This is a genomic window from Streptomyces sp. NPDC097595 (genome assembly GCF_044761525.1).
GTDB lineage: Bacteria > Actinomycetota > Actinomycetes > Streptomycetales > Streptomycetaceae > Streptomyces > Streptomyces drozdowiczii_A.
The window spans coordinates 1-21,014 of the sequence record NZ_JBIWCN010000011.1; the positions used below are offsets into that span (position 1 = coordinate 1).

25 protein-coding genes are annotated in these 21,014 nt (G+C 70.6%); 18 read left to right on the forward strand and 7 right to left on the reverse strand.

The features are described 5' to 3' along the window. Nucleotides 1-181: 181 nt before the first annotated feature. The 4 genes from ACIQZN_RS18470 to ACIQZN_RS18485 all read left to right on the forward strand — a co-directional run bounded on the left by ACIQZN_RS18470 (nt 182) and on the right by ACIQZN_RS18485 (nt 1,968). A complete protein-coding gene (locus ACIQZN_RS18470; protein WP_403994507.1) occupies nt 182-376 on the forward strand; it encodes a type II toxin-antitoxin system Phd/YefM family antitoxin in 195 nt (64 codons plus the stop codon). 29 nt (nt 377-405) lie between these two features. Continuing rightward, nucleotides 406-771 carry a hypothetical protein gene (locus tag ACIQZN_RS18475; protein WP_403994510.1) on the forward strand — a complete coding sequence of 122 codons (366 nt, stop codon included), beginning with the start codon at nt 406-408 and terminating at the stop codon, nt 769-771. Beyond that, entirely contained in the window at nt 768-1,091 is a 324-nt protein-coding gene (locus ACIQZN_RS18480; RefSeq protein WP_403994513.1) for a hypothetical protein, read from the forward strand. Before ACIQZN_RS18475 ends, ACIQZN_RS18480 begins: the two co-directional genes overlap by 4 nt. Nucleotides 1,092-1,752: 661 nt before the next feature. Continuing rightward, complete coding sequence (locus tag ACIQZN_RS18485) at nt 1,753-1,968, forward strand: hypothetical protein (RefSeq protein ID WP_403994516.1); 216 nt, start codon at nt 1,753-1,755, stop codon at nt 1,966-1,968. A 65-nt stretch (nt 1,969-2,033) separates the two neighbouring features. Here ACIQZN_RS18485 and ACIQZN_RS18490 read toward each other — a convergent pair whose 3' ends face one another. Together ACIQZN_RS18490 and ACIQZN_RS18495 are read right to left on the reverse strand one after the other, a co-directional pair. Then, nucleotides 2,034-2,708 (reverse strand): hypothetical protein, encoded by a 675-nt coding sequence (locus tag ACIQZN_RS18490; RefSeq protein WP_403994519.1) that lies wholly within the window; start codon nt 2,706-2,708, stop codon nt 2,034-2,036. Beyond that, a complete protein-coding gene (locus tag ACIQZN_RS18495; RefSeq protein WP_403995103.1) occupies nt 2,705-3,325 on the reverse strand; it encodes a hypothetical protein in 621 nt (206 codons plus the stop codon). The genes ACIQZN_RS18490 and ACIQZN_RS18495 overlap by 4 nt, the downstream gene beginning before the upstream one ends. A 232-nt stretch (nt 3,326-3,557) precedes the next feature. On the opposite strand from ACIQZN_RS18495, the gene ACIQZN_RS18500 reads away from it, so the two are divergent. Continuing rightward, nucleotides 3,558-3,953: a VOC family protein gene (locus ACIQZN_RS18500; protein ID WP_403994522.1), complete on the forward strand. Its 396-nt coding sequence runs from the start codon at nt 3,558-3,560 to the stop codon at nt 3,951-3,953. Between the two features lie 78 nt (nt 3,954-4,031). On the opposite strand, the gene ACIQZN_RS18505 is transcribed toward ACIQZN_RS18500, so the two are convergent. Continuing rightward, on the reverse strand, nt 4,032-4,244 hold the full coding sequence (locus ACIQZN_RS18505) for a DUF6243 family protein (protein ID WP_403994525.1): 213 nt from the start codon (nt 4,242-4,244) through the stop codon (nt 4,032-4,034). A gap of 510 nt (nt 4,245-4,754) precedes the next feature. On the opposite strand from ACIQZN_RS18505, the gene ACIQZN_RS18510 reads away from it, so the two are divergent. The 3 genes from ACIQZN_RS18510 to ACIQZN_RS18520 all read left to right on the forward strand — a co-directional run bounded on the left by ACIQZN_RS18510 (nt 4,755) and on the right by ACIQZN_RS18520 (nt 7,083). Further along, nucleotides 4,755-4,958: a cold-shock protein gene (locus ACIQZN_RS18510; protein ID WP_132915915.1), complete on the forward strand. Its 204-nt coding sequence runs from the start codon at nt 4,755-4,757 to the stop codon at nt 4,956-4,958. Between the two features lie 224 nt (nt 4,959-5,182). Beyond that, nucleotides 5,183-6,628 carry a DEAD/DEAH box helicase gene (locus tag ACIQZN_RS18515; protein ID WP_403994528.1) on the forward strand — a complete coding sequence of 482 codons (1,446 nt, stop codon included), beginning with the start codon at nt 5,183-5,185 and terminating at the stop codon, nt 6,626-6,628. Nucleotides 6,629-6,771: 143 nt separating this feature from the next. Then, nucleotides 6,772-7,083 carry an SCO5918 family protein gene (locus ACIQZN_RS18520; RefSeq protein ID WP_403994531.1) on the forward strand — a complete coding sequence of 104 codons (312 nt, stop codon included), beginning with the start codon at nt 6,772-6,774 and terminating at the stop codon, nt 7,081-7,083. A 142-nt stretch (nt 7,084-7,225) separates the two neighbouring features. Here the strand turns inward: ACIQZN_RS18520 and ACIQZN_RS18525 are convergent, their stop codons facing one another. Then, nucleotides 7,226-7,585, reverse strand: a complete 360-nt coding sequence (locus tag ACIQZN_RS18525) for a hypothetical protein (protein WP_403994534.1) — start codon at nt 7,583-7,585, stop codon at nt 7,226-7,228. A 677-nt stretch (nt 7,586-8,262) separates the two neighbouring features. Here ACIQZN_RS18525 and ACIQZN_RS18530 point away from each other — a divergent pair. Continuing rightward, the gene (locus ACIQZN_RS18530) at nt 8,263-8,601 is read left to right on the forward strand and encodes a MerR family transcriptional regulator (RefSeq protein WP_403994536.1); all 339 of its coding nucleotides are present in this window, start codon (nt 8,263-8,265) and stop codon (nt 8,599-8,601) included. Between the two features lie 41 nt (nt 8,602-8,642). Here the strand turns inward: ACIQZN_RS18530 and ACIQZN_RS18535 are convergent, their stop codons facing one another. Then, nucleotides 8,643-9,059 (reverse strand): hypothetical protein, encoded by a 417-nt coding sequence (locus ACIQZN_RS18535; protein ID WP_403994539.1) that lies wholly within the window; start codon nt 9,057-9,059, stop codon nt 8,643-8,645. Between the two features lie 172 nt (nt 9,060-9,231). Here ACIQZN_RS18535 and ACIQZN_RS18540 point away from each other — a divergent pair, with 172 nt between their 5' ends. The 3 genes from ACIQZN_RS18540 (at nt 9,232) to ACIQZN_RS18550 (ending at nt 12,511) form a co-directional block, all read left to right on the forward strand. Then, nucleotides 9,232-9,909, forward strand: a complete 678-nt coding sequence (locus tag ACIQZN_RS18540; RefSeq protein ID WP_403994542.1) for a GAP family protein — start codon at nt 9,232-9,234, stop codon at nt 9,907-9,909. 147 nt (nt 9,910-10,056) lie between these two features. Further along, nucleotides 10,057-11,718, forward strand: coding sequence for a SulP family inorganic anion transporter (locus ACIQZN_RS18545; RefSeq protein ID WP_403994544.1), 1,662 nt, complete (start codon nt 10,057-10,059; stop codon nt 11,716-11,718). Between the two features lie 58 nt (nt 11,719-11,776). Further along, on the forward strand, nt 11,777-12,511 hold the full coding sequence (locus tag ACIQZN_RS18550) for a GPP34 family phosphoprotein (protein WP_403994547.1): 735 nt from the start codon (nt 11,777-11,779) through the stop codon (nt 12,509-12,511). A 233-nt stretch (nt 12,512-12,744) separates the two neighbouring features. Here ACIQZN_RS18550 and ACIQZN_RS18555 read toward each other — a convergent pair whose 3' ends face one another. Continuing rightward, on the reverse strand, nt 12,745-13,530 hold the full coding sequence (locus ACIQZN_RS18555) for a hypothetical protein (RefSeq protein WP_403994550.1): 786 nt from the start codon (nt 13,528-13,530) through the stop codon (nt 12,745-12,747). Between the two features lie 194 nt (nt 13,531-13,724). Here ACIQZN_RS18555 and ACIQZN_RS18560 point away from each other — a divergent pair, with 194 nt between their 5' ends. From ACIQZN_RS18560 to ACIQZN_RS18570, 3 genes are all read left to right on the forward strand, one after another. Then, entirely contained in the window at nt 13,725-14,309 is a 585-nt protein-coding gene (locus ACIQZN_RS18560; protein WP_403994553.1) for a TetR/AcrR family transcriptional regulator, read from the forward strand. Nucleotides 14,310-14,452: 143 nt separating this feature from the next. Beyond that, nucleotides 14,453-15,211, forward strand: a complete 759-nt coding sequence (locus tag ACIQZN_RS18565; RefSeq protein ID WP_403994556.1) for an SDR family NAD(P)-dependent oxidoreductase — start codon at nt 14,453-14,455, stop codon at nt 15,209-15,211. An 85-nt stretch (nt 15,212-15,296) separates the two neighbouring features. Then, nucleotides 15,297-16,211 carry a glycosyltransferase family 2 protein gene (locus tag ACIQZN_RS18570; protein WP_403994559.1) on the forward strand — a complete coding sequence of 305 codons (915 nt, stop codon included), beginning with the start codon at nt 15,297-15,299 and terminating at the stop codon, nt 16,209-16,211. A gap of 60 nt (nt 16,212-16,271) precedes the next feature. Here the strand turns inward: ACIQZN_RS18570 and ACIQZN_RS18575 are convergent, their stop codons facing one another. Next, complete coding sequence (locus tag ACIQZN_RS18575) at nt 16,272-17,294, reverse strand: glycoside hydrolase family 11 protein (protein ID WP_403994563.1); 1,023 nt, start codon at nt 17,292-17,294, stop codon at nt 16,272-16,274. Nucleotides 17,295-17,634: 340 nt separating this feature from the next. Between ACIQZN_RS18575 and ACIQZN_RS18580 the strand changes: the two genes are divergently transcribed. From ACIQZN_RS18580 to ACIQZN_RS18590, 3 genes are all read left to right on the forward strand, one after another. Then, nucleotides 17,635-19,209 carry a hypothetical protein gene (locus ACIQZN_RS18580; RefSeq protein ID WP_403995106.1) on the forward strand — a complete coding sequence of 525 codons (1,575 nt, stop codon included), beginning with the start codon at nt 17,635-17,637 and terminating at the stop codon, nt 19,207-19,209. A gap of 147 nt (nt 19,210-19,356) precedes the next feature. Next, a complete protein-coding gene (locus ACIQZN_RS18585; protein ID WP_403994566.1) occupies nt 19,357-20,667 on the forward strand; it encodes an ammonium transporter in 1,311 nt (436 codons plus the stop codon). Then, nucleotides 20,664-21,002, forward strand: coding sequence for a P-II family nitrogen regulator (locus ACIQZN_RS18590; protein ID WP_403994569.1), 339 nt, complete (start codon nt 20,664-20,666; stop codon nt 21,000-21,002). Before ACIQZN_RS18585 ends, ACIQZN_RS18590 begins: the two co-directional genes overlap by 4 nt. Nucleotides 21,003-21,014 lie beyond the last annotated feature (12 nt).

The following is a 21,014-nucleotide window of genomic DNA, read 5'->3' on the forward strand; positions in this document are numbered from 1 at the left end:
GACCCTAGACAAGTCCTATCGTCCCAGGTCAGAGGCACTCCTCACCTTTTTGATCACGCTTCGGACAGGCTCGTTCGTGAAAGCGCGAGGTTAACCGCCCAGCGCGCCCATCAGCCCTGCGAGTCGCCAGCACCTTCCCAAAGGATATATCAACTATGATATTTGCTATATGCTTCAGCGCATGGAGACGAAGACCTACACAACCATCGACCTGCGCAAGGGAATGGGCGAGATCCTGGACCGGACCCGGATCGCCGGTGAGGCCGCCGCCATCACCCGCAAGGGGAAGACGGTCGCCTACCTGGTGCCGGCCGAGTGGTTCGAGGAGATGACACGTCGGCACCAGTCCCACGAGGACCGGCACGAGGCGGCCTGACCCACCCTTCACGTCAAGGAGCCCGAACCATGCCCGCCCATGCACTCAACTTCGATGAGTACGAGGGGGAACCCCTGCGGTTGCCGCCCATGCCCGAACGCACCCCCCAGGCACTCAGGTTGGCCATTCAGGAACACGCCCCACACCTCCTTCCGGACTTCGAGGCCCACTGGAAGCGCGTCATTGGTGACGCCTTCAACATCACCCCCGTGCCTGCTTTCATGCGCCTGTGGTGGACGCAGTACGCCATCGCGCGAAATCCCGTTCTCGACTCGCACCTTCGCGACCTCGAAGCCCGCGCAGCCGAGTCCGTGGACCCCGAGGAGTCCATCCGGCTTCTGGAGGAGTACAGCCGTCTGCGGCACGAGGCCGCCGAGAGGAAGCCCGGAGAGTGATCGACGAACCACTCCGGCCACCCTGGCAGATGGACTGGACGAAGCAGGCACAGCGCGACTTCGAAAGCATGCCTGCCGAAGGCAGTGACCTGGTCATGAGTGCTCGTGCGGAGCTGATCACCGCTGAAGACCCGTACTTCCGGGGAATCGACGCCGACGTCTCGCTCCCGCATTGGATGACCGTCCGGCCACTGGCTTCCACGAACCCCGGCGGCCCCCACATCGTGGACCTAGCCGGCGGACGCGGCTGGCTCATCTACACCTTCATGCGCCGCCACGCCGACCCACAGATCGTCGTCACCGAAGCCTTCTGGGCCTGACGCCTGCGTCACCGCGGCGTCTGAACCACGGGAGGCTTCCGCTCCCTGCCACCACTTCGGCACATCACCTCGGGTTGTTGACCTGCCGTCGGCGTGCCCCATCCGTGCCCTTCAGAGCGGACAACAGTGGTCACATGCGGCATCCAGAGACCACGGCGACCCCGCACGTCCCAGCCGAACATTCAGGTCAGAACGACTTCCGCTGCCCAAGGACCGCTGATTCCCAAGCTCAGAGCGCGAGTTCGATTCTCGTCACCCGCTCTTTGATTGAGGCCCTGGTCAATGACCGGGGTCTTTTCTTTTTCCGCTGTGGGCTCCGGCCTGCGTGAGGGACACGTCGTCGTTGTTCTTCGGGGTGGCGGAGGGGTGGGGCGGGGTCAGCCGGACGGTGAGTGGTTGGGCTTGGGCACCGGGGTGATCTCCATCCTTCCGTCGTCCTCGCCGTCGGTGACGGCGAGGACGACGGCCACGTCAGGGTGAAGGGCTCGGTCTCGTTCGGGGGCGTCACCACCATGTCGGTCAGCCGTACGCCGGAGCCGCCGCTGATGCGGCAGTCGCTGCCGACGACGTTCTTGAAGGTGACGGTGACGACGCCGTTCGTCTCGTCCGTGGTGTTGTCAGCGGCAGTGGCGTCGAGCACGCCGGAGCGGCACATGCCGACTTGCCCTCGCTGGTGTTCCCGGTGTTGGTGTCGGCGCTCCGGTCGCTCCCGCTGGAGCCGGTACCAGCGCTCTGGTCCGCCGCGCCCGCCTTGTCCGCCGACGCGGTGGGGCTGACCTGCGTGCTGCCCAACGCGCTGTCGTCGCCGTTGCAGGCGGTGAGTGCTGCGCCGATGGTGGCGGTGCGCTTGCGGGAGTGGAGCTTCTTACGCATGTGAGTTCCCCGAATATGTGGCGGTCGAGTACATAGGTGCGGTCGCGGCCCGGAACGCGCGGCGAACCGCTACCCCCTGTGGCCTGCTGCCGTCCCTCGGCACCAATGCGGGTTCGGCAGGCCGTCGTTGCTCATGTGGGCCCGCTGCCAGAGCGCTCTCCAGGTGAGCGGTGCTTCCGGGGCGAAGAGGTGTCGTTGGCCGCACGGGCAGGGTGACAGCACCCATGCGCAGCCGCGGCACAGGTCCACCCAGCCGTGGCCGGTCGACCTTGACGCCGGTGGTCTCTCGTCGCCGCAGGCGGGGCAGCCGGGGAGGTCGGCGCCGGCCAGGATCGCGTTCCGGCGCCGGACGTACTCGGGCAGCAGCAGTGACGGGTGGCGGAGCGGGTCCTCGTACCAGGCGCGGTTCGGGCCGTCCCAGTGGCTTCGCAGCCACCACGGTCGCGGGTTCGTCGGTGCCCGCCTCCCCGCCCGCTTCTCCGCCCGGCGTTGGGCGGCGTACTCCTCGACTCGCGCGAGCCACAGCACCCGTGCCTCGTGCAGTTCCTCCACCGCCCGCACCAGCGCGTCCGGGTCCGCCTCCAGCCGCCGGGGGATCGCGGCGCTGAGCGTGAGGTGGTGGTACGTGGCCCGTACGCCGTACGGAGCGAAGAGGGTGAGGCAGGTCCGCAGGGCGCTGTGCCGGCGGTGGAGGGGGAGGCGGGCGTCGTGCACGTGGGCTCGGTGGGTCAGGAAGCTGGTCATGGTGGAGGCGCCAGGTCCAGGGCCCGCGCCAGGGCGGCAGTGACGGCGGTGGCGTGTTCCGGCAGGTGTTGTCCGGCCCAGGTGCCGGCGAGACCGAGGAAGTCCCGTACATCCCGCTGCGCGCCCGCGACGAGCCCGCGCACCTGGTCCACGGGCAACTCGATCACCGGGCTGCCGTCCGGCGCATCGGCGTCGAACGTCAGCCGGACGACGGCGCCGACGCGTTCGGCCGCCGAGGACGGGTCGTGGCCGAAGGCGGCGCGGCCGGTACCGTCGAGCACGTCCAGCCAGTCCCGCCAGGTCTCCAGGCCGTTGCAGCAGCCAGGGTCGACGAAGACGGTGCCGGTCGTGGTGTCGGATACCCGGAACCCTCCTGCGGCGAAGAGCTCGGGCAGGGTGAGCAGTCCGTGCAGGAATCTGCCGAGCGGGTCGGTCGGGCACGGGCCGTGCTCCTCCTCCGGCTCGAAGTCGTTGCACTCGGCGAGGCGCATCACCGCCGTGCCCACCTCCGCCGGGGTGAGCTTCCCGTTGAGCACGAGGTAGCCGTAGGACTCGTGCGCGCCGACGGGCCAGAGCGCGAAATCGGCGGTGGTGGATATCTCCAGCACGGGCTGCATCACGATCACAGGGGGATGATGCCGGAGCCGCTGCCGCACCGCCACGGGCTTTCGTCTGCCGTATGGGGCCCGGAGCCCGCCGGGGCCGTGGCGTCCTGTCGGGGCAGGCTCAGTTCCCAGCAACTCCCTGGGTTTGTCGGGGAGACAGGGATATGATCTACGGCAACATCGCGTGTCGGTCACCGGCTGGGTGAGGCATGGAGGTGTCGGGACATGCCTTCGGAGGCATTCCTTGTCAGTCGAGTTGAATCACACGATCGTCCACGCCCGGAACAACCGGGATTCCGCAGAGTTCTTCGCGAACCTGCTCAACCTTGAGATCACCGCCGAGTGGGGCCCGTTCATCGCGGTCGGTCTGAGTAACGGCGTCACGCTGGACTTCGCCACCGTCCCGGCGGACAGCATCACGCCGCAGCACTACGCCTTCTTGATCTCGGAGGAGGAGTTCGACGCGGCGTACGCGCAGATCAGAGAGCGCGGCATCGAGCATTACGCCGACCCCCACCGGAAGCAGCCGGGCACGGTCAATCACAACGACGGTGGCCGCGGCGTGTACTTCATGGATCCGGCGGGTCACGCCATGGAGCTCATCACCGTGCCGTACGGCGGCTGGACGTCGACTTCGTAACCGCATGCGCCGAGGACCGCGCTCCCGTACGGAGTGCGGTCCTCGGTCGCTGCCGGCGGCCCCGGCGTGCGCGGTACGTCAGCTCTGGGCGTCGTCGTCCGTCTGCCCCGTGCTCCCGGCCGGATGGGTCTTCTCGCGCATCTTGCGCACCAGCTCCGCCTTGCGGTCAGCGGCGCCCTGGCGGTCGAGGTTGCGGTGCGGACCGTTGTTCTGCCGTTCGGCGCGGGACAGCTTCTTGCGCTGGCCGCCGCCCTGGCCCACGGGGTTGTTGATGTTCTTGCTGTCGGTCACGGGTTCTCCCGGTGTGAAGGGATCTACGGATCCACGGTGGGGGACGGGGCTGTGACGAGGGACGTCAGCGGGGCCCGTCACGCTCTCAGCCGTAAATCGGCGCCTGGAAGAACGTGCCGAAGACGTTACCCGGTCCTGTCGGCCCCGCACGCCACGCCTTCGGCGGGCGCGGGCGATCGGCCGGTCCGGGGTGCCGGTCCGCCGAGTGGAAACGCTCTGCCCGGGGTCACTGAATATCTCTGTCGGCCGTCTCAGAATTTAGCGGTTCATGCCCGGAGGGTTTTTGTTGCGGCGTGTGCGGGAAAATCATGGACGCACATATTTCTTCTTGGCGTGCTACTGTCGGAGTCAGTTGCAGTTTTGGTACCCAAAAACTTCAGGCGCCTCAGGACGGTCGCAAGCCGTAGAGGGGCGCTCAGTATTTCCGGTCATTTCCGGGCAGGGCATCATCGCGGCGACAACGGGGTCCGCAAAGTGCGGATCCCGGTGTACTGCCCAAAGGAGATTGACATGGCTACTGGCACCGTGAAGTGGTTCAACGCGGAAAAGGGTTTCGGCTTCATCGAGCAGGACGGTGGCGGCCCTGACGTGTTCGCCCACTTCTCGAACATCGCCGCCCAGGGCTTCCGCGAGCTGCAGGAGGGCCAGAAGGTGTCCTTCGACATCGCGCAGGGCCAGAAGGGCCCGACGGCGGAGAACATCGTTACCGCCTGACGCTGACGCGCATGTGTAGCTGGGGCCCGCATCCCTCGGGGTGCGGGCCCCAGCTACTTTGCTTTTCCGGGGTTTCCCCCGTGCACCACCCATCATTTCCGCGTACGCCGCGCTGAGTTTCCGCAGGCCGCGTCCGCATTTCATTCGGTCCGTGCCTGTGATTCCCCGCGCCGCTTTTTCGCTGCGGAATTCCTTGATGCGTGCCGTATCAAGGAAGGTTCAGCATGAACCCCACGCGCACGAACAGCCGGTCCGGTCCCGTTCGAGGCCGTCGCTCCGGCGGCGCATCCGCCCCGAGCCGTTCGAATGGCCGGCGTCCCGCCCCGCTGCGGGGAGAGTTCGCCCTGCCCAGGACGGTCACCCCGGCGCTGCCCGCGGTCGAGGCGTTCAGCGACCTCGACCTGCCGACGAGCCTGCTGGGCGCGCTCACCGCGCAGGGGCTGACCACGCCGTTCCCGATCCAGGGCGCGACGCTGCCGAACTCCCTGGCGGGCCGGGACGTCCTGGGCCGCGGCCGGACCGGCTCCGGCAAGACGCTCGCCTTCGGCCTGGCCCTGCTGGCCCGCACCGCCGGTCAGCGCGCCGAGTCCCGGCAGCCGCTGGCCCTGGTCCTCGTTCCCACCCGGGAGCTCGCCCAGCAGGTCACCGACGCCCTCACCCCGTACGCCCGGGCCGCGAGGCTGCGGCTGGCCACCGTCGTCGGCGGGATGTCGATCGGCCGGCAGGCGAGTGCGCTGCGGGGCGGTTCCGAGGTCGTCGTGGCCACCCCCGGCCGCCTCAAGGACCTGATCGAGCGCGGCGACTGCCGGCTGGACCGGGTCGCGATCACCGTGTTGGACGAGGCCGACCAGATGGCCGACATGGGGTTCATGCCGCAGGTCACCGCGCTCCTGGACCAGGTCCGGCCCGGGGGCCAGCGCATGCTGTTCTCCGCGACTCTGGACCGTAACGTCGACCTGCTGGTCCGGCGGTACCTCGCGGACCCCGTCGTCCACTCCGTGGACCCGTCCCAGGGCGCGGTCACCACCATGGAGCACCACGTCCTGTACGTGCACGGCGCCGACAAGCACCGGCTGACGACGGAGATCGCGGCGCGCGAGGGCCGGGTGATCATGTTCCTGGACACCAAGCACGCGGTGGACCGCCTCACCCAGCACCTCCTCGCCAGCGGGGTCCGCGCCGCCGCTCTGCACGGCGGCAAGTCGCAGCCGCAGCGCACCCGCACCCTCGCCCAGTTCAAGACCGGGCACGTCACGGTCCTGGTGGCGACGAACGTCGCGGCGCGCGGGATCCACGTCGACAATCTGGACCTCGTGGTCAACGTCGATCCGCCGACCGACCACAAGGACTACCTGCACCGGGGCGGCCGTACCGCGCGGGCCGGCGAGTCCGGCAGTGTCGTCACCCTGGTCACGACCAACCAGCGCCGCGAGATGACCCGCCTCATGGCGGCCGCCGGCATCGTGCCCCGTACCGCTCAGGTCCGCTCCGGCGAGGCGGAGCTCAGCCGTATCACCGGCGCCCGGACCCCCTCCGGCGTCCCCGTGACGATCACGGCGCCGGTGCCCGAGCGGCGCAGGCGCGGCGCGTCATCCGCCGGCCGGCGCAACCCGGGGACGGCGGCCCGGCGCGGGGGCGGGCGGAAGTCCGCCATGAACGCGGCGGCCTGAGCAGGGCCGCATGCCGCGGTGCCGGGCAGACCACCTACCGGCGGTCCTCCGCCCTCACCCCGGCGCTCCGAAGCGTCTCCCCTCGCGCTCCGAAGCGTCTCCCCTCGCGGAATCGTCCGCCCTTTCTCTCCCTGTGAGGCATCGTGCGCTGTGTCATCGCCCGCTTTCCGTTCGAGCTCACCAAGAGCGGTGTCCTGGACTCCATGAAGGGCGTCAAGCCCGAGGAGATCGTCGGAGACTCCGTGACCATCGGCCGCCGCACCTACCCCGTCAAGCAGGTCGGTGAGGTCGTCACCCGCCAGGACCGCCGCGACTTCAGCGCCGACGAGGTCCTCCGGGCGATGACGAAGCTCGGCTTCACCTGCCGCAGCGCCGCCCGGGCCGCCGCGCCCGCACCGGCCCTCAGTCCGCTCCAGCAGGCCTCCGCGATGCTCGGCACCCCGGTGGCCGTCTGACCGCGCCTGAGGCCCGGCCGTTCGGCCGGGCGCGCGGCTGCCCGCCGTCCGCCCGACGGAAGGCGCGGGCCGCGAACCGAGCACGCGGAAGGGCCCGACCGGCATGTGCCGGCAGGGCCCTTCCGCGTACCCGGTGGGAACGTCAGTGCTCGGAGTACGTGAAGTCGCCCATGGTCCAGGCGCTGATGTCCGCGATCGCGACGCGGTACATCCCGCCCGTCTCCGGAATGCCCACCGTGCCCTGGAGGATCCGCGCCATGTGGAAGTGCAGGTACTCGGGCGGGCCCTCCTTCCGGGCCGCAGCGGTGAACACGGCGGAGAACTCGCCCAGCCGGGCCGAGTCCGTCAGGACCTCGGACACCCGCTGCCGCCACACGGCTTCGGGCGCCAGGCGGCCGGTGATGACGGCACCGCCGGTGACCACGGTGAGGGACATCTGGTTGCTGTGCCCGGACTCCACCAGCGTGGCGACGTCTACGAGCAGCTCGTCAGGCTTCGACATGAGAGCCGATCCTATGCACGGGTCGGCCCGGCGTCCCCCGGCCCCTCGGACAAGCCGGTGGGCCACGGGTCGCCGGCACCTCCGGCACGGTCGATTACCTCCTCGGAGTGAATCCGAAAATCTATGGTGACCGTAGTAGACATTGCGTACTGGCGTGGCTAGGGTTTCTCTCGTAACCCAGAGAGACAGTGATACCCGGCAGAGACGGACTGCCGGTGGTGGACGTAGTCGCAGGACGGTGCGGCGGTGGAGTTTCGAAGCCAGGGTTGTTGCGTGACGGCGACGGGACTGACGGCCGGACCGGGTGGCCCGCAGAGAGGGGCCGCCGAGCGGGACCGCTGACACGACCGTCGCGGCGCCCGCGAAAGCGGTACGCAGTACCCGCTGGTAAGAAGTTGATCACCGCAAGAAAGAACGGAGGAGCGAGCGCCATCAGGATCGCCCGGGGTTGAGCCTTTGGCCGGCCCGGGTACCGCAGGACATCGATAGTGAGGTGGTCTCCGGTCAAGCAACCGCGATCCCCGCGCCCCCGACAGCAGCCAGGTCGGAGCCGCGGATACAGAAGGCCGGTGCCGTGTCCGGGCCGGCAGGTGGTGTAGTAGTTCCTTCGGGGCCTTGGTGCCGTTCGGCGCCAGGGCCCCTCAACGCGTTCCGTGCGTTCCACAAGAGAGGTGCAAGTGACAGCAGACGACTCGTACGGCCGTCTTGACGACGACGACTACCCCGCCTACACGATGGGCCGGGCCGCCGAGATGCTCGGCACGAGCCAAGGCTTCCTCCGCGCGATCGGCGAAGCCCGTCTGATCACCCCGCTGCGTTCGGAAGGCGGCCACCGCCGCTACTCCCGCTACCAACTGCGCATCGCCGCCCGCGCCCGCGAACTGGTCGACCAGGGCACGCCCATCGAGGCCGCCTGCCGCATCGTCGTACTGGAAGACCAGCTGGAAGAGGCGCAGCGCATCAACGCCGAGTACCGCCGCGCGGCGGAATCGGCGGAGCCGCCGCGCGAGGACTGAGGCGGCGCGCACGTGGGAGGCGCCGGGGCCGTCATCCCCGCCTACCGTCGCGGGTCATCGATATCCACGGCGATCCCGATCTCCCGCGTCGAGCGAAACGTGGCGATGTTTCCCGAGAGCCGGATCCGGTCGAAGGGATTGGACTCGGTGAAGAACAGCGCCCAGCTCAGGGCGCGGTCGGTGGTCAGCCGTGCGAGGAAGCCCTCCGATCCGTACGAGCCCTCGCCACCCCACAGCAGGCCCCGCTCCCCCAGGTCCACGGCGGTCAGGCCGTCGACCACGGAGACCCACGACGGATCGTCCTTCAGCGCCGCGTCGAGATCGAAGGGGGCGAGGACCGTGAAACCCGTCGGTGCGGCCGGGGCGAGGGTGATGTCGTAGGAGCGTCCGTCGGCGTAGTGGAGTGCGTCCCTGGTGGGGAGCGTCCACTCTTCCCACAAACGCTCGATCGCAGTCATCCGCTTCTTGTGCCTCTCGTTGCGTACGTGATGTCTCAGCTGAGTGTCATGGACGCCTGGTTCCGGCCCGTCCAAGGGACCCGTTCGGTGCACGCCCGGCGGGCGGGCGCGCCGGGGATGGCCGAGGATGACGGCATCGGGTCCGATGCGGAGGTACGCGTGGAGGCAGTCCATGGGTGATGCCATCGGTCAGATGCTGACCTCCGCCGTCGGTATCGCCATCAGTCCGCTGCCGCTGATCGCGGTCATTCTCATGCTCGCCACCCCGAAGGGGCGGGCGAACGGGTCGGCGTTCACCGGGGGGTGGGTCGTCGCCCTCGGTCTCGTCGTCACCGTCGTGATCCTCGCCGGCTCCGGCGCGGACGCCTCGGGCGACGACGGGCCGGCCACCTGGACCCTGTGGCTCAAGCTCGTCCTCGGGCTGCTGTTCCTGCTCCTGGGCGCGAAGCAGTGGAAGGACCGGCCGCGTGAGGGCCAGGAGGCGCCGGCACCCGGCTGGATGAAGGCCATCGACACCTTCGGCCCCAGCAAGGCCGCCGGTCTCGCCGCCGCGCTCGTCGTCGCCAACCCCAAGAACCTCGTCCTAGCCGTCGGCGGCGCCGTCTCCATCGCCGGATCCACCGCCGCCGCCGGCGGCAAGGCCGTCGCCGCGGTCCTCATGGTGCTCATCGCCTCGCTCTGCGCGCTGCTCCCGCTCGGCGTCTACCTGACCGGGGGCGACAAGGCGGCGCAGACCCTCGGCGGATGGAAGGCGTGGATGGCACGTCACAACCCCGCCATCATGACCGTCCTGTTCCTCGTCCTGGGCGTGAAGTACATCGGCGACGCACTGAGCGGCCTGACGACGTGAGAGCCGACCGCGGCGGGCCCTTCGCCCCTTCGGCTCACCGCGTTCGCCTCGTGTGGCCTGGTGGATTTGAGTGGAGGGATGGCAGGCGGTTGGTCGACCAAGGCGATGGCTCGGGTGCGCGGGTTGGGGCGGCCCAGGTCTGCTGACGTGACGTCCGGGGCCGTGACCGGGTTGTTCTCCATTCCCGAGGGGATGGCCTACGCGTCGATCGCCGGGTTCAATCCGGTGGCCGGGCTCTACGCGGGAGTGGTGCCCGCGATCGTGGGGTCACTGACCGCGCGGACCGTGCTCATGGTGACGACGCTGACCAGTGCGATCGCGCTGACCTCCCAGAGTGTGCTGTCGGATGCCGGTTTGGATCCGAAGGACGCCGGGAACGTGGCCGTGCTGACCGTGATGGTCGGAGTGGTCATGCTGCTCCTGGGCGCCCTGCGCCTCGGGGCGGTGATGAGCTTTGTGTCGAACGCCGTGATGACCGGGTTCTCGACCGGCATCGCCCTTCAGATCATCACCGGTGTACTCAAGGACGCGACGGGGTACGAGCCGCAGGGCCACAACAAGCTGTATCAGCTGGGCGACTGGATTGCGCACGCCGGAAAGTGGGAAGGCGCGGCCACCCTCGTCGCGGCCGTCACCGTTGGGGTGTGGGCCGCCTCGCGGGCCGTGAAGCGGCTGGAGCCCGTCGCCCTGCTCATCGCGATGGTGGTCGCCGGGGTCGGCGTCGCGGTCCTGGGCACCGATGTGGAGCTCGTACGGGACATCGCGTCCATCCCCGCCGCGCTGCCCTCCTTCTCCGCGCCGGACCTGTCCGCCGTGCCGCACCTGATCGGCGGCGCGTTCTCCGTGGCGCTGGTCGCGCTCGCCCAGGCGGCCGGGGTCTCGCCCTCGGTGCCGAACCCGGACGGCTCGCGGTCCGAGGTCAACGGTGACTTCCGGTCGCAGGGGTACGCGAATCTGCTGGGCGGGCTCTTCCAGGCGTTGCCGTCCGGCGGATCCCTTTCCCGTACCGGAGTCGCGGTCTCCGCAGGGGCCAGGACCCGCTGGGCCGGCGTGGTGTCCGGCGTCTTCCTCGCCCTGGTGGTCCTGGTCTGCGGTTCGCTCGCCGAGCGGGTGCCCATGCCCGTCATCGGCGGGCTGATCCTGGTCGTCGGCGGCGAGCTGATCTGGGGCAAGCGGCGGGACATCCTGCTCGTCCTGCGTACGTCCTGGATGTCCTCCGCGGCCATGATCCTCACCTTCCTGGCCACCACGCAGCTCCCCCTCCAGCAGGCGATCGTCCTCGGCGCCGTCCTGTCGCTCCTCCTCTACTGCGCCCAGGCCGCCCGCCGGGCCCGGCTCATCGCCCTGCGCCGCACTCCCGACCGCCCGTCCGGCCCCGGGCACTGGGAGACCGCCGCGCCGCCGGCCGGGCTGGCGCCGGGCTCGGTCACCGTGCTGGAGTACGAGGGCTCCTCGTTCTTCGCCGAGCTGCCCCGTATCGAACACCTGCTGCCGGCCACCGACGGGGCGCGCGGCGCGGTGCTCGTGCTCACCGTGCGGGCCCTGCCCGACGTGCCGTCCTCCGCCATGCTGAAGCTGCTCGACCGATACGCCGCCCGCCTCGCCGGGGAAGGGGGGCGGCTGGTCCTGTGCGGGGTGCAGCCCGCGTTCGTACGGCTGCTTGAGCGGTCCGGGCTGGGGCGGCGGCTCGGAGAGGGCGGAATCGTTCCGGCCACGCCCGCGGTGTTCGGCGCACTGGACCGTGCGTACGCACAGGCTCGCCGCTGGGCCGCCGAGCATGCGGCCCAGGAGCCAGGCCGCTCACCGTGATTCGCGCACGCATGCGAGCATGGGGTGTTGGCTGTTGCGGGCTGGGGGTCATCTCGTCGTGTTCGTACCGCACTTCACGCTTCCCGAGGAGTTGTTGCTGCTCGCGCACGATCCCGTCGAGGGGCGGATCGTGTGCCGGGCGCATTCCCTGCGGCTCGGGATCGCGGGGGCCGTTGCCGCCGAGTTGGTGCTGGCCGGGCGGGTCGTCGTGCGGGACGGGAAGATCAGCGCGTCCGGTGCGCCGGCGCTCGGGGACTCGTTTCTGGACGCGGCGCTGGCCGGGATCGCCGGCCGCCGCAAGGGGCACAAGCTCCAGCGGTGGGTGCGCGATACGGCCGGCGTGAAGACCAGTGCGGGCAGGACGGACGAGGTGTGGCGCCACCGGCTCGTCGCACGCGGGGCCCTGCGCGAGGAGCGGACCCGGGCCCTGGGGGTCATCGCGCAGCGCCGCCACCGCGTGGGCCCGGACGACCGGACGTCCGCCGCGCGCGAGCGGGTGTCCGCCGTGGGGCACGGGGCGTCCGAGGACGAGCGGGGCCGGCTGCTGGCGGCGCTCGTCGGGGCGACGGGGCTGGCCGGAAACGTACTGTCGGGGGACGAGCTCTCCCAGCCGCGCGCTGAGGTGACGGCCTCCGCCGGCCGGGACCCCATAGCCCGGACGGTACGGGACCTGGCCCGCGAGCGGGAGGCCACGCCGGCGCGCACACGCGGCGCCGAGCCGCTGCCCGAGGGCGGCCCGGGCTGGAACCCGCTGAGCTGGATCTTCGACGGTGACGGCGACGGCGGGGACTAGGGCCTGTCCGGCGGATCTTCGTGGATCAGCCCGCGGCGTCTGGTGCATCCCCAAGTTCTCGGCGTGCGCCCGGATCACCCTCGTACTGGACGTACTTGGGGCCGATGCGCTGGAGGCGTCGGACTGACGGCGCCTCACGATCCGTACAGACCAGCCTTGTTCGTCCAGCGCCGACGCCCGTTTCACGCTCGCCCAGGACGAGGAGCGCCGGGTGCGCATCGAGCACCGGCTGCCTACGGGCAGCTCTCCTCGAACTTCACCGCCGTGATCTCGACCGGCTGCCCGTTCAGCTTCGCGCCCGCCGCCGGCAGCTGGGTGCAGACCTTCCAGTTGCTCTCCAGCAGCACCATGCGGTCCTCGGCGGCGTCCTTCACGGTGAGCGAGGTCCCGGAGTCGAGCGCGGCGCGCGCCGTGTTCACCGACTTGCCCGCGAGGTCGGGCATCCGGCCGCCCACCACTTCGGGGGCCTTCTGATCCTTGGCCGGGCACTTCTCCTCGGTCTTCACGGCGCCGAAGTCCAACTCGGTCGTCATGGAGACCGACTTGCCCGCCCGGACGTTCTGGGAGCAGACCTTCCAGTTCCGGTCGAGCAGCTGCATCCGGTCCCGGCCCGCGCTGTCGTGCGAGGTCAGGGCGTAGAAGCCCTTGGCCTGGGCCGCGTCCTGCGCGGACTGGAGGCCCATGCCGACGAAGTCGGGTACGGAGACCTTCGCATCGGAGTCGTCGGCCGGCCTGGTCGTGCCCTTCGGCGCGGGAGGCTCGGCGTCGGCCGTGGCGCCGGCCTTCGGCGTCGCCGTCACGGTGACCGTCGCGACGGGCGCGGGCCTGGCGCTGCCGGCGTTGGCCGTGCCGCTGCCGTCGGCGCCCGCGCTTCCCGCCACGGCTCCGGCGACGAACAGGCCGACCGCCGCCGGGACGACGACGCGCTTGCGCGCCCATGCGGGCAGGCCCGAGGCGGGCCCGGAAGGCTTGTCCGGGGCCGGGCCCCAGGGTTGCTGGGTGGTGTTGTTCCAGTTCATTCGTCCCCCCAAGGTGCGATTGATGGAGGCATGACCGTATCCGTACGCTCCGGCGCGAGGGGAGGCGCATCCTCCGCAAGTGATGAATTCGTGATGGTGATGCGGAGGGTCGTGAAGGTGGGACCCGTTCCCCCCGGCGATCACCCGAACGAGGTAATTGACCGGTCGTTCCAATATGACCTACGCTCTTGGATGTGGCCAGGACCAAGGAATTCGATCCGGAGGCCGCGCTCCAGGCGGCCCTTGAGCTGTTCTGGCAGCGCGGCTATGAAGCGACGTCGATGGCCGACCTCGTCGAGCACATCGGCATCGGTCGGGCCAGCATCTATGCCACCTTCGGCAACAAGCACGAGCTGTTCCTGAAGGCCATGGACCGTTACGCGGAGGGGCGCGATCCACTCCTTCTCGCAGAGCTGTCCCAGCCGGGGCCCGCCCTGCCCGCGGTCCGGGCCGTGGTGCGGCGCATGGCCGAGGAGGCCACATCACTGGAGGCACGGCTGCACGGATGCCTCATCACCAACACCGCATCCGAGCTGGCACCGCACGACCCGGCGGCGGCACGCCGGGTCGAGATCAGCTGGGAGCATCTCGAAACCCCGCTGCACTCCGCGCTCATACGGGCCCAGGCCCAGGGCGAGTTGCCGGAGGACCGCGACCCGCGCGCACTGGCCCGCATGCTGCTCGTCCTGCTCCAAGGCATACGGATCGTCGGCAAGGCGTCCAGCGATCCCGCCCGCGTACGGGACGCCGCCGAGCAGGCCCTGTCACTGCTGGACTGAAGCCTGCCCTGAGCGGCCCGCCACCGCTGCCGCACGAACTGCCTGCCGCTCCACCGCGAGCCAAAAGCGGCCTCGCGCGACCAAATAATGGAACGATCGATCCAATAAATCACTCACGCTGGCTCTACAGAGGAGTTGTGGAAATGAACCTCTTCACCGGCAGGTCCGTCCTCGTCACGGGCGCCGGCTCCGGCCTCGGCCGTGCCACCGCGCTCGCCTTCGCCGCCGAGGGCGCGTCGGTGGTGGTCGCGGGACGGACCCGGGCGTCCCTGGACGAGACCGTGCGGCTCATCGGGGCGGGCGGGGGCACGGCCGCCGCAGTCGTCGCCGATGTCACCGAATCGGAGCAGGTCCGCCGCCTGGTCGAAGAGAGCGTGGACCGCTTCGGAGGGCTCCACATCGCGGTCAACAACGCCGGGATACTGCGAGGTTCCGGCCCGGCGGCGGACGTGAGCGAAGAGGACTGGGAGGCGGTGCTGCGGACCAACGTCACCGGTGTCTGGCTGGCGATGAAGCACGAGATCGCCCACATGCGCGCCCATGGCGGCGGCGTCATCGTCAACATCGCCTCCAACCTCGGGGCCCACCTGCGGATACCGGACGCCGCCGCCTACATCACGTCGAAGGCGGCCGTGTCCGCGCTGAGCCGCGCCGCGGCGCTCGACCACATCCACGAGGGCGTCCGCATCAACGCCGTCAGCCCGGGAGCCTCCGACGCGCCCATGTCCCTCCGCCCGGGCGAGACCGAGGCCGACCGGGCGGAACGGGTGAAGTCGCAGAACCCGCTCGGCCGGCTCGCGGGGGCCGAGGAGGTGGCGGCCGCGGTGCTGTATCTCGCCTCGCCCGCCGCCGGAGCGGTCGTCGGCACGGACCTGGTCATCGACAGCGGGGCGGCGGCGTGAAGGGCGGGCCCGCATCCGGGCCGGCGCGGGGCACGGCGGATACGGCCTAGCATCGGGGCCCCACCGACCACTGGAGTGAGCCGCCATGACCTTGTCGCCGCGCATCGGGGTTGTCATCGTGACCATGGGGACCCGGCCCCGGGAGCTGGAGGCGCTGCTCGCGTCCGTGGCGAAGCAGGACGTGCCGGCCGCGCGCGTGGTGCTGGTGGGCAACGCGACCCCGCTGGACGACGTCTCCACCGATGTCCTCGGCGCGGCGGGCGCCCCCGGTGCGACCGAGGTGACCAAGGTGCCGCTCACGGAGAATCTGGGGTGCCCCGGCGGGCGGAACGTGGGCCTTCGGATGCTCTGCGACGCGGACGAGGTCGACGTCGTGGTCGAGCTGGACGACGACGGGCTGCTCATCGCGACGGACGTGTTCCGCGAGGTGCGGCGGCAGTTCGCGGAGGATCCGAAGCTGGGGATCATCGGCTTCCGGGTGGCCGACGAGCACGGGCGGACCGAGCGGCGCTGGGTGCCGAGGCTGCGGGCGGGCGATCCGATGCGCGGCGGGCCGGTGACCGCGTTCCTGGGTGGCGGACACGCCTTCTCGGTGCCGATGCTCCGGCAGATCGGTTTGTGGCCGGGGGAGTTCTTCTTCGGCCACGAGGAGTCGGACCTCGCGTGGCGGGCGCTGGACGGGGGGTGGGAGATCCGTTACGCGCCGACGCTGGTCCTCCAGCATCCCCGGACGTCGCCGGCCCGGCACGCCGTCTACTACCGGTTCACCGCGCGGAACCGGGTGTGGCTGGCGCGCAGGCGGCTTCCGGCTCCGCTGATCCCGGTCTATCTCGGGGTGTGGATCACGCTGGCCATGCTGCGGATGCGTTCGCCGGCCGGGCTGAAGGCGTGGTGGGGCGGGTTCGTGGAGGGGGTCAGGACGCCGGCCGGGGAGCGGGCGCCGATGAGCTGGCGGACGGTGTGGCGGATGACCCGCCTGGGAAGGCCGCCGCTGCTGTGAGACAGGTGGGCGGCGGAAGCGCCCCGGGGCGGCCGCCGCCACCCCGGAGCACCCGTTGGATCACGCCGTGCAGGAGACCGTGGGCCAGGTCCAGCTGCCGTTGGACTGGAGGGTGACGCCGAAGTTGTTGCCGCTGCCGTTGGGCTTGGCGGTCAGCACCTGGGCGCTGGGGTAACTGGCGCTGATGTTCCAGGTGGAGAGGACCTTCTCCGGGGAGGGGACGTTCATCGTCACGGTCCAGTTGCTCGATCCGGAGACCGCGACGTTGAGGTTGTAGCGGTCGCCCCACTTCTCGCCTGCGGAGAGGGTGGCGGTGCAGCCGTTGTTGCCGCCTCCCGTTCCGCCGCCGGTGCCGCCTCCGTTGTCACCGCCGCCGGACGTGCTGCCCAGCGTGATGCTGGAGCTGCCGCTGCTCTGGTAGCCCTCGGTGGCCATGATCATGTAGTTGAAGCTGCCGAGGTTCATCCCGTGCTGGGCCCAGGCGTCGAAGTGGTTGCCAGTGGTGATGGTGCCCCCGGTCCGCTTGGACTGACGGACGCTCCAGTACTGCTTGAAGGTCTTGTTGCCTTCGATCGAGGGGGCGTTGGTCCGGGTCGTCTCGTAGATGTCGTACGTGCCGCCGTCGCTGGTGACCGTGCCCTTGAAGGTCCCGGTGGGCCGGTACGTGCCCCAGTTGTCGACGATGTAGTACTCGACCAGCGGGTTCTGCGACCAGCCGTAGAGGGCCAAGTAGGCGTTGCCGGAGGGGTTGAAGGAGCCGGAGTACGTCACGCTGCGGCGGCCGCCCGTGCTCCAGCCCTTGCCGGCGACGAAGTTGCCGGTGTTGCTCCAGGACGTTCCGTAACCGCCGCCGGAGCCGAGGTTCATGGAGACGGTGCCGGGGCTGTCGGTCCAGAACGAGTAGTAGTAGCCGTTGTTGGTCCCGGTCTGGTTCGAGGTGACGGTCGTGTCGGCGGTGGCCGTGCCGGGCAGGGCGATCGCCGCGACGACCGCGATCACCAGCGCGAAGGCGCTGCGGATGAACAGCCGGAGGCCGTTCGGGGGTCTGGTGCGGCTCGTCGGATGTGCGGGGGTTGCGTACATGGGGATGTCCTCCTCGTCCCGTGAGCAGGTGGGCGTCGGCGTGGGGCCTGCCGACGGCGCTCAGTGTTGGACCGGCCCCCAGGGGTGTCAATAGTTTCGGCATGAGTTGCGAAACCTTCGATTGGGCTTATCGGCAAGGGAGTTGAGAGATCGCGCAGTTCAAATGCCTAGACCTTGCAGGCGAGTCGGGCCGAATTCGAGCGGAAGGAGGTGCTCCCATCGAACCGAATGGCAGTCATTTCGAAAGTTTCGGGACGGTGAGACCGCCGGCCACTGATCAGCCTCTAGGGTTTGGCACGTGGTGGTCGGTGAAGAAGTACGGGCAGGCGCAAGCGAGTCGGTGTGCGAGCCGTGGTGGCGGGTCCACCGTGTCCCGCTGGTCTCCGTCGCGGCCGTGCTGCCGCTGTACGTCGTGTGGGCGGCCGTCCTGGCCACCGGCGGCGGTGACCTCGCCGCGCAGCTCGCCTGGTCCGGGTTCACCGCGCGCCACCCGGGGTCGGCGTACAACCTGTCCTGGTACGGGGGGACACACACCGCGAACTACAGCGTCCTCTCCTCGTACGTCATGGCCCTGGTCGGCGTCCGCACGGTCTCCGTCTTCTCCGGGCTCGCCGCCACCTGGCTGCTGGCCGGCCTCTTCGTCCGTACGGGCACGCGCCGCCCGCTCCCGCCCGCGCTGCTCGGCGCCTTCGCGCTGTGGTGCAACGTCGCGTCGGGGCGTACGACCTTCGCGCTCGGTGTGGCGATCGGGCTCGTCGCCTGCCGGTACGCCGACCGGGCCGTGGTGGCCGTCGTCGCGGGGGCGTCGGCCACCATGGCGAGCCCGGTGGCCGGGCTCTTCCTGGTCGTCGTGGGCGCGGCCCACCTGCTCGACCGGCGGTGGCGCACCGGCGCGGTCCTGATGGTCCCGTTCTTCGCGGTCGTCGGCGCGACGACGTGGCTGTTCCCGTTCCGGGGCGAGCAGCCCATACACGCGGACCGGGTGTGGATGCCGGTACTCGTCTGCGCGGTGCTCGCGGCGGCGGCGCCCCGGGCGCGGGAGTGGCGGCCGGTGCGGTACGGGGCGGTGGTGTACGCGGTCGGCGTGGTGCTGACGTTCCTCGTCGCGTCCCCGATCGGCACGAACGTCGAGCGGCTGCTCGGCCTGGTCGCCGTGCCCGTGCTGTGCGCGGCGGTCCTCGACACGGTCCGGGCCGGGGCGCGGGTGCGCGCGGCGTTCCTGGCCGCCGTCCTCCTGCTCTCCGGGCTCTGGCTCGTCGACAAGACCGTGGACGACCTGCGCGTCTCCACCCCCGTGCCGTCCTGGGCGTCCCGCACCGAGGGCGTCGTCGCCGCGCTCGACCGGCTGGGTGCCGCCCGGGTCCGCGTCGAGGCCGTCCCCGCGCGCAACCACCGCGAGGCCACCGTCCTCGCCCCGCACGTGAACATGGCCCGGGGCTGGAACCGCCAGCTGGACGTCGAGCGCGGGCGCCTCTTCTACGAGGGCGAGCTCACCCCGGACCGCTACCGCGCCTGGCTCGACCGCTGGGCCGTGGGCCTCGTCGTCCTGCACCACGGGCGCCCGGACGGGCCCGCCGAGGCCGAAGCGGCCCTGGTCAAGGGCGGGTTGCCGTGGCTGGAGCAGGTCTGGGAGGACGACGACTGGACCGTCTACCGGGTCCTGGACGCCACCCCGCTCGCGCCCCCGCCCGCCGCGGTCACCGGTGGCGGCGACGCGGAGCTGGTCCTGCGCATGGAGCGGGCCGGCTCGGTGACCGTACGGGTCGCCCACTCGCCGTGGCTCCGGGTACACGGGCCCGCCGGAGCCTGTCTGCGGCAGGACGGCGAGTGGACGCGGCTGACCGTGCGGAAGCCGGGGACGTACCGGCTGGACTCGGCGTACGGTCTCGGCCGCTTCACGGAGGGCGGCTGCTGACAGGGCGCCCCGCACCGACCCGGTGAGATCCCGGCAACACCCGGGCAATGAAATACGGCGGAAACACGCGGGGTCCCTCACCGAAACGCGAGCCGGTCACGCTCGCAGTCGCTCCCACCGCTCCCCGCCCCGAGGAGGGACTCCCCCGTGACCCCCGTGACCGTGGCCGCGCCCGGCCTGGACACCGGCGACACCGCCTGGCTGCTCGCCGCCACCGCCCTCGTTCTGCTGATGACGCCCGGGCTCGCGCTGTTCTACGGCGGCATGGTCCGCACGAAGAGCGTCCTCAACATGCTGATGATGAGCTTCATCTCGATCGCCCTGGTCACGGTCGTCTGGCTGCTCGCGGGCTATTCGCTCGCCTTCGGCGACGACGCGTTCGGCGGGCTCGTGGGGAATCTGGACCACCTGGGCCTGGCGGACATCGGGCCGGACGCGCTGACCGGCGGGGTGCCGACCCTGCTGTTCACCACGTTCCAGCTCACCTTCGCGATCATCACGGCGGCGCTGATCAGCGGTGCGGTGGCGGACCGTACGAAGTTCGCCGCGTGGCTCGTCTTCGTACCGGCGTGGACGCTGCTCGTATACGTGCCCGTCGCGCACTGGGTCTGGGGGCCCGGTGGCTGGATCAAGGACGCGCTGGGCGCGCTGGACTTCGCCGGGGGGCTCGTGGTGGAGATCGCGTCCGGCGCCTCGGGGCTGGCGCTGGCGCTCGTGGTGGGGCCGCGCATCGGATTCCGGAAGGACGCGATGCGCCCGCACAACCTGCCGATGGTGATGCTCGGCGCCGGGCTCCTCTGGTTCGGCTGGCTCGGCTTCAACGGCGGCTCCGCGCTCGCCGCGAACGGGATCGCCGCCGCCTCGATGCTCAACACGCTCGTCGCGGGCTGCACGGGTCTGCTCGGCTGGCTCTTCGTGGAGCAGAAGCGCGACGGACACCCCACCACCTTCGGCGCGGCCTCGGGCGCGGTCGCCGGGCTGGTCGCGATCACCCCGGCCTGCGGCACGGTCGGCATCGTGGGCGGCGCGGCGGTCGGGCTCGCGGCCGGTGTCGTCTGCTCGTACGCGGTCGCGTGGAAGTTCCGCTTCGGCTACGACGACGCGCTCGACGTCGTCGGGGTGCACTTCGTCGGGGGCGTCGTCGGCACCCTCCTCATCGGCCTGTTCGCGACGACCGCGATGACCGGCGGCGCGGAGGGCCTGCTGTACGGGGGTGGGGCGGGCCAGCTCCTGAAGCAGGCGGTGGCCGTGGTCGCGGTGGCGGCGTACACCTTCCTCGTGACGTACGGGATCGGCAAGGCGATCGACCGGCTGATGGGCCTGCGGGCCTCCGCCGAGGACGAGGTCACGGGCCTCGACCAGACGCTGCACGCGGAGAGCGCCTACGATCACGGCGCGCTGGGTCACGCGGCCCCGCAGTCGGCGTCGCTCCCGAGGGACAGGAAGACCACTCCGTGAAGCTCATCACCGCCGTCATACGCCCGCACCGCCTCGACGAGGTCAAGACCGCGCTCCGGGAGGTCGGCGTCCAGGGCCTGACCGTCACCGAGGCCGGTGGCTACGGCCGCCAGCACGGGCACACCGAGGTGTACCGGGGCGCCGAATACCGCGTCGACCTGGTCCCCAAGATCCGCGTCGAGGCGGTCGTGGACGACGCGGACGAGGAGGCGGCCCTCGACGCGGTCGTCCGGGCCGCCCGGACGGACCGCATCGGCGACGGCAAGGTGTGGGTCCAGCACGTGGAGACGGTGATCCGGGTGCGCACGGGCGAGCGGGGGCCGGACGCGCTGTAGGCCCGCCAGGCG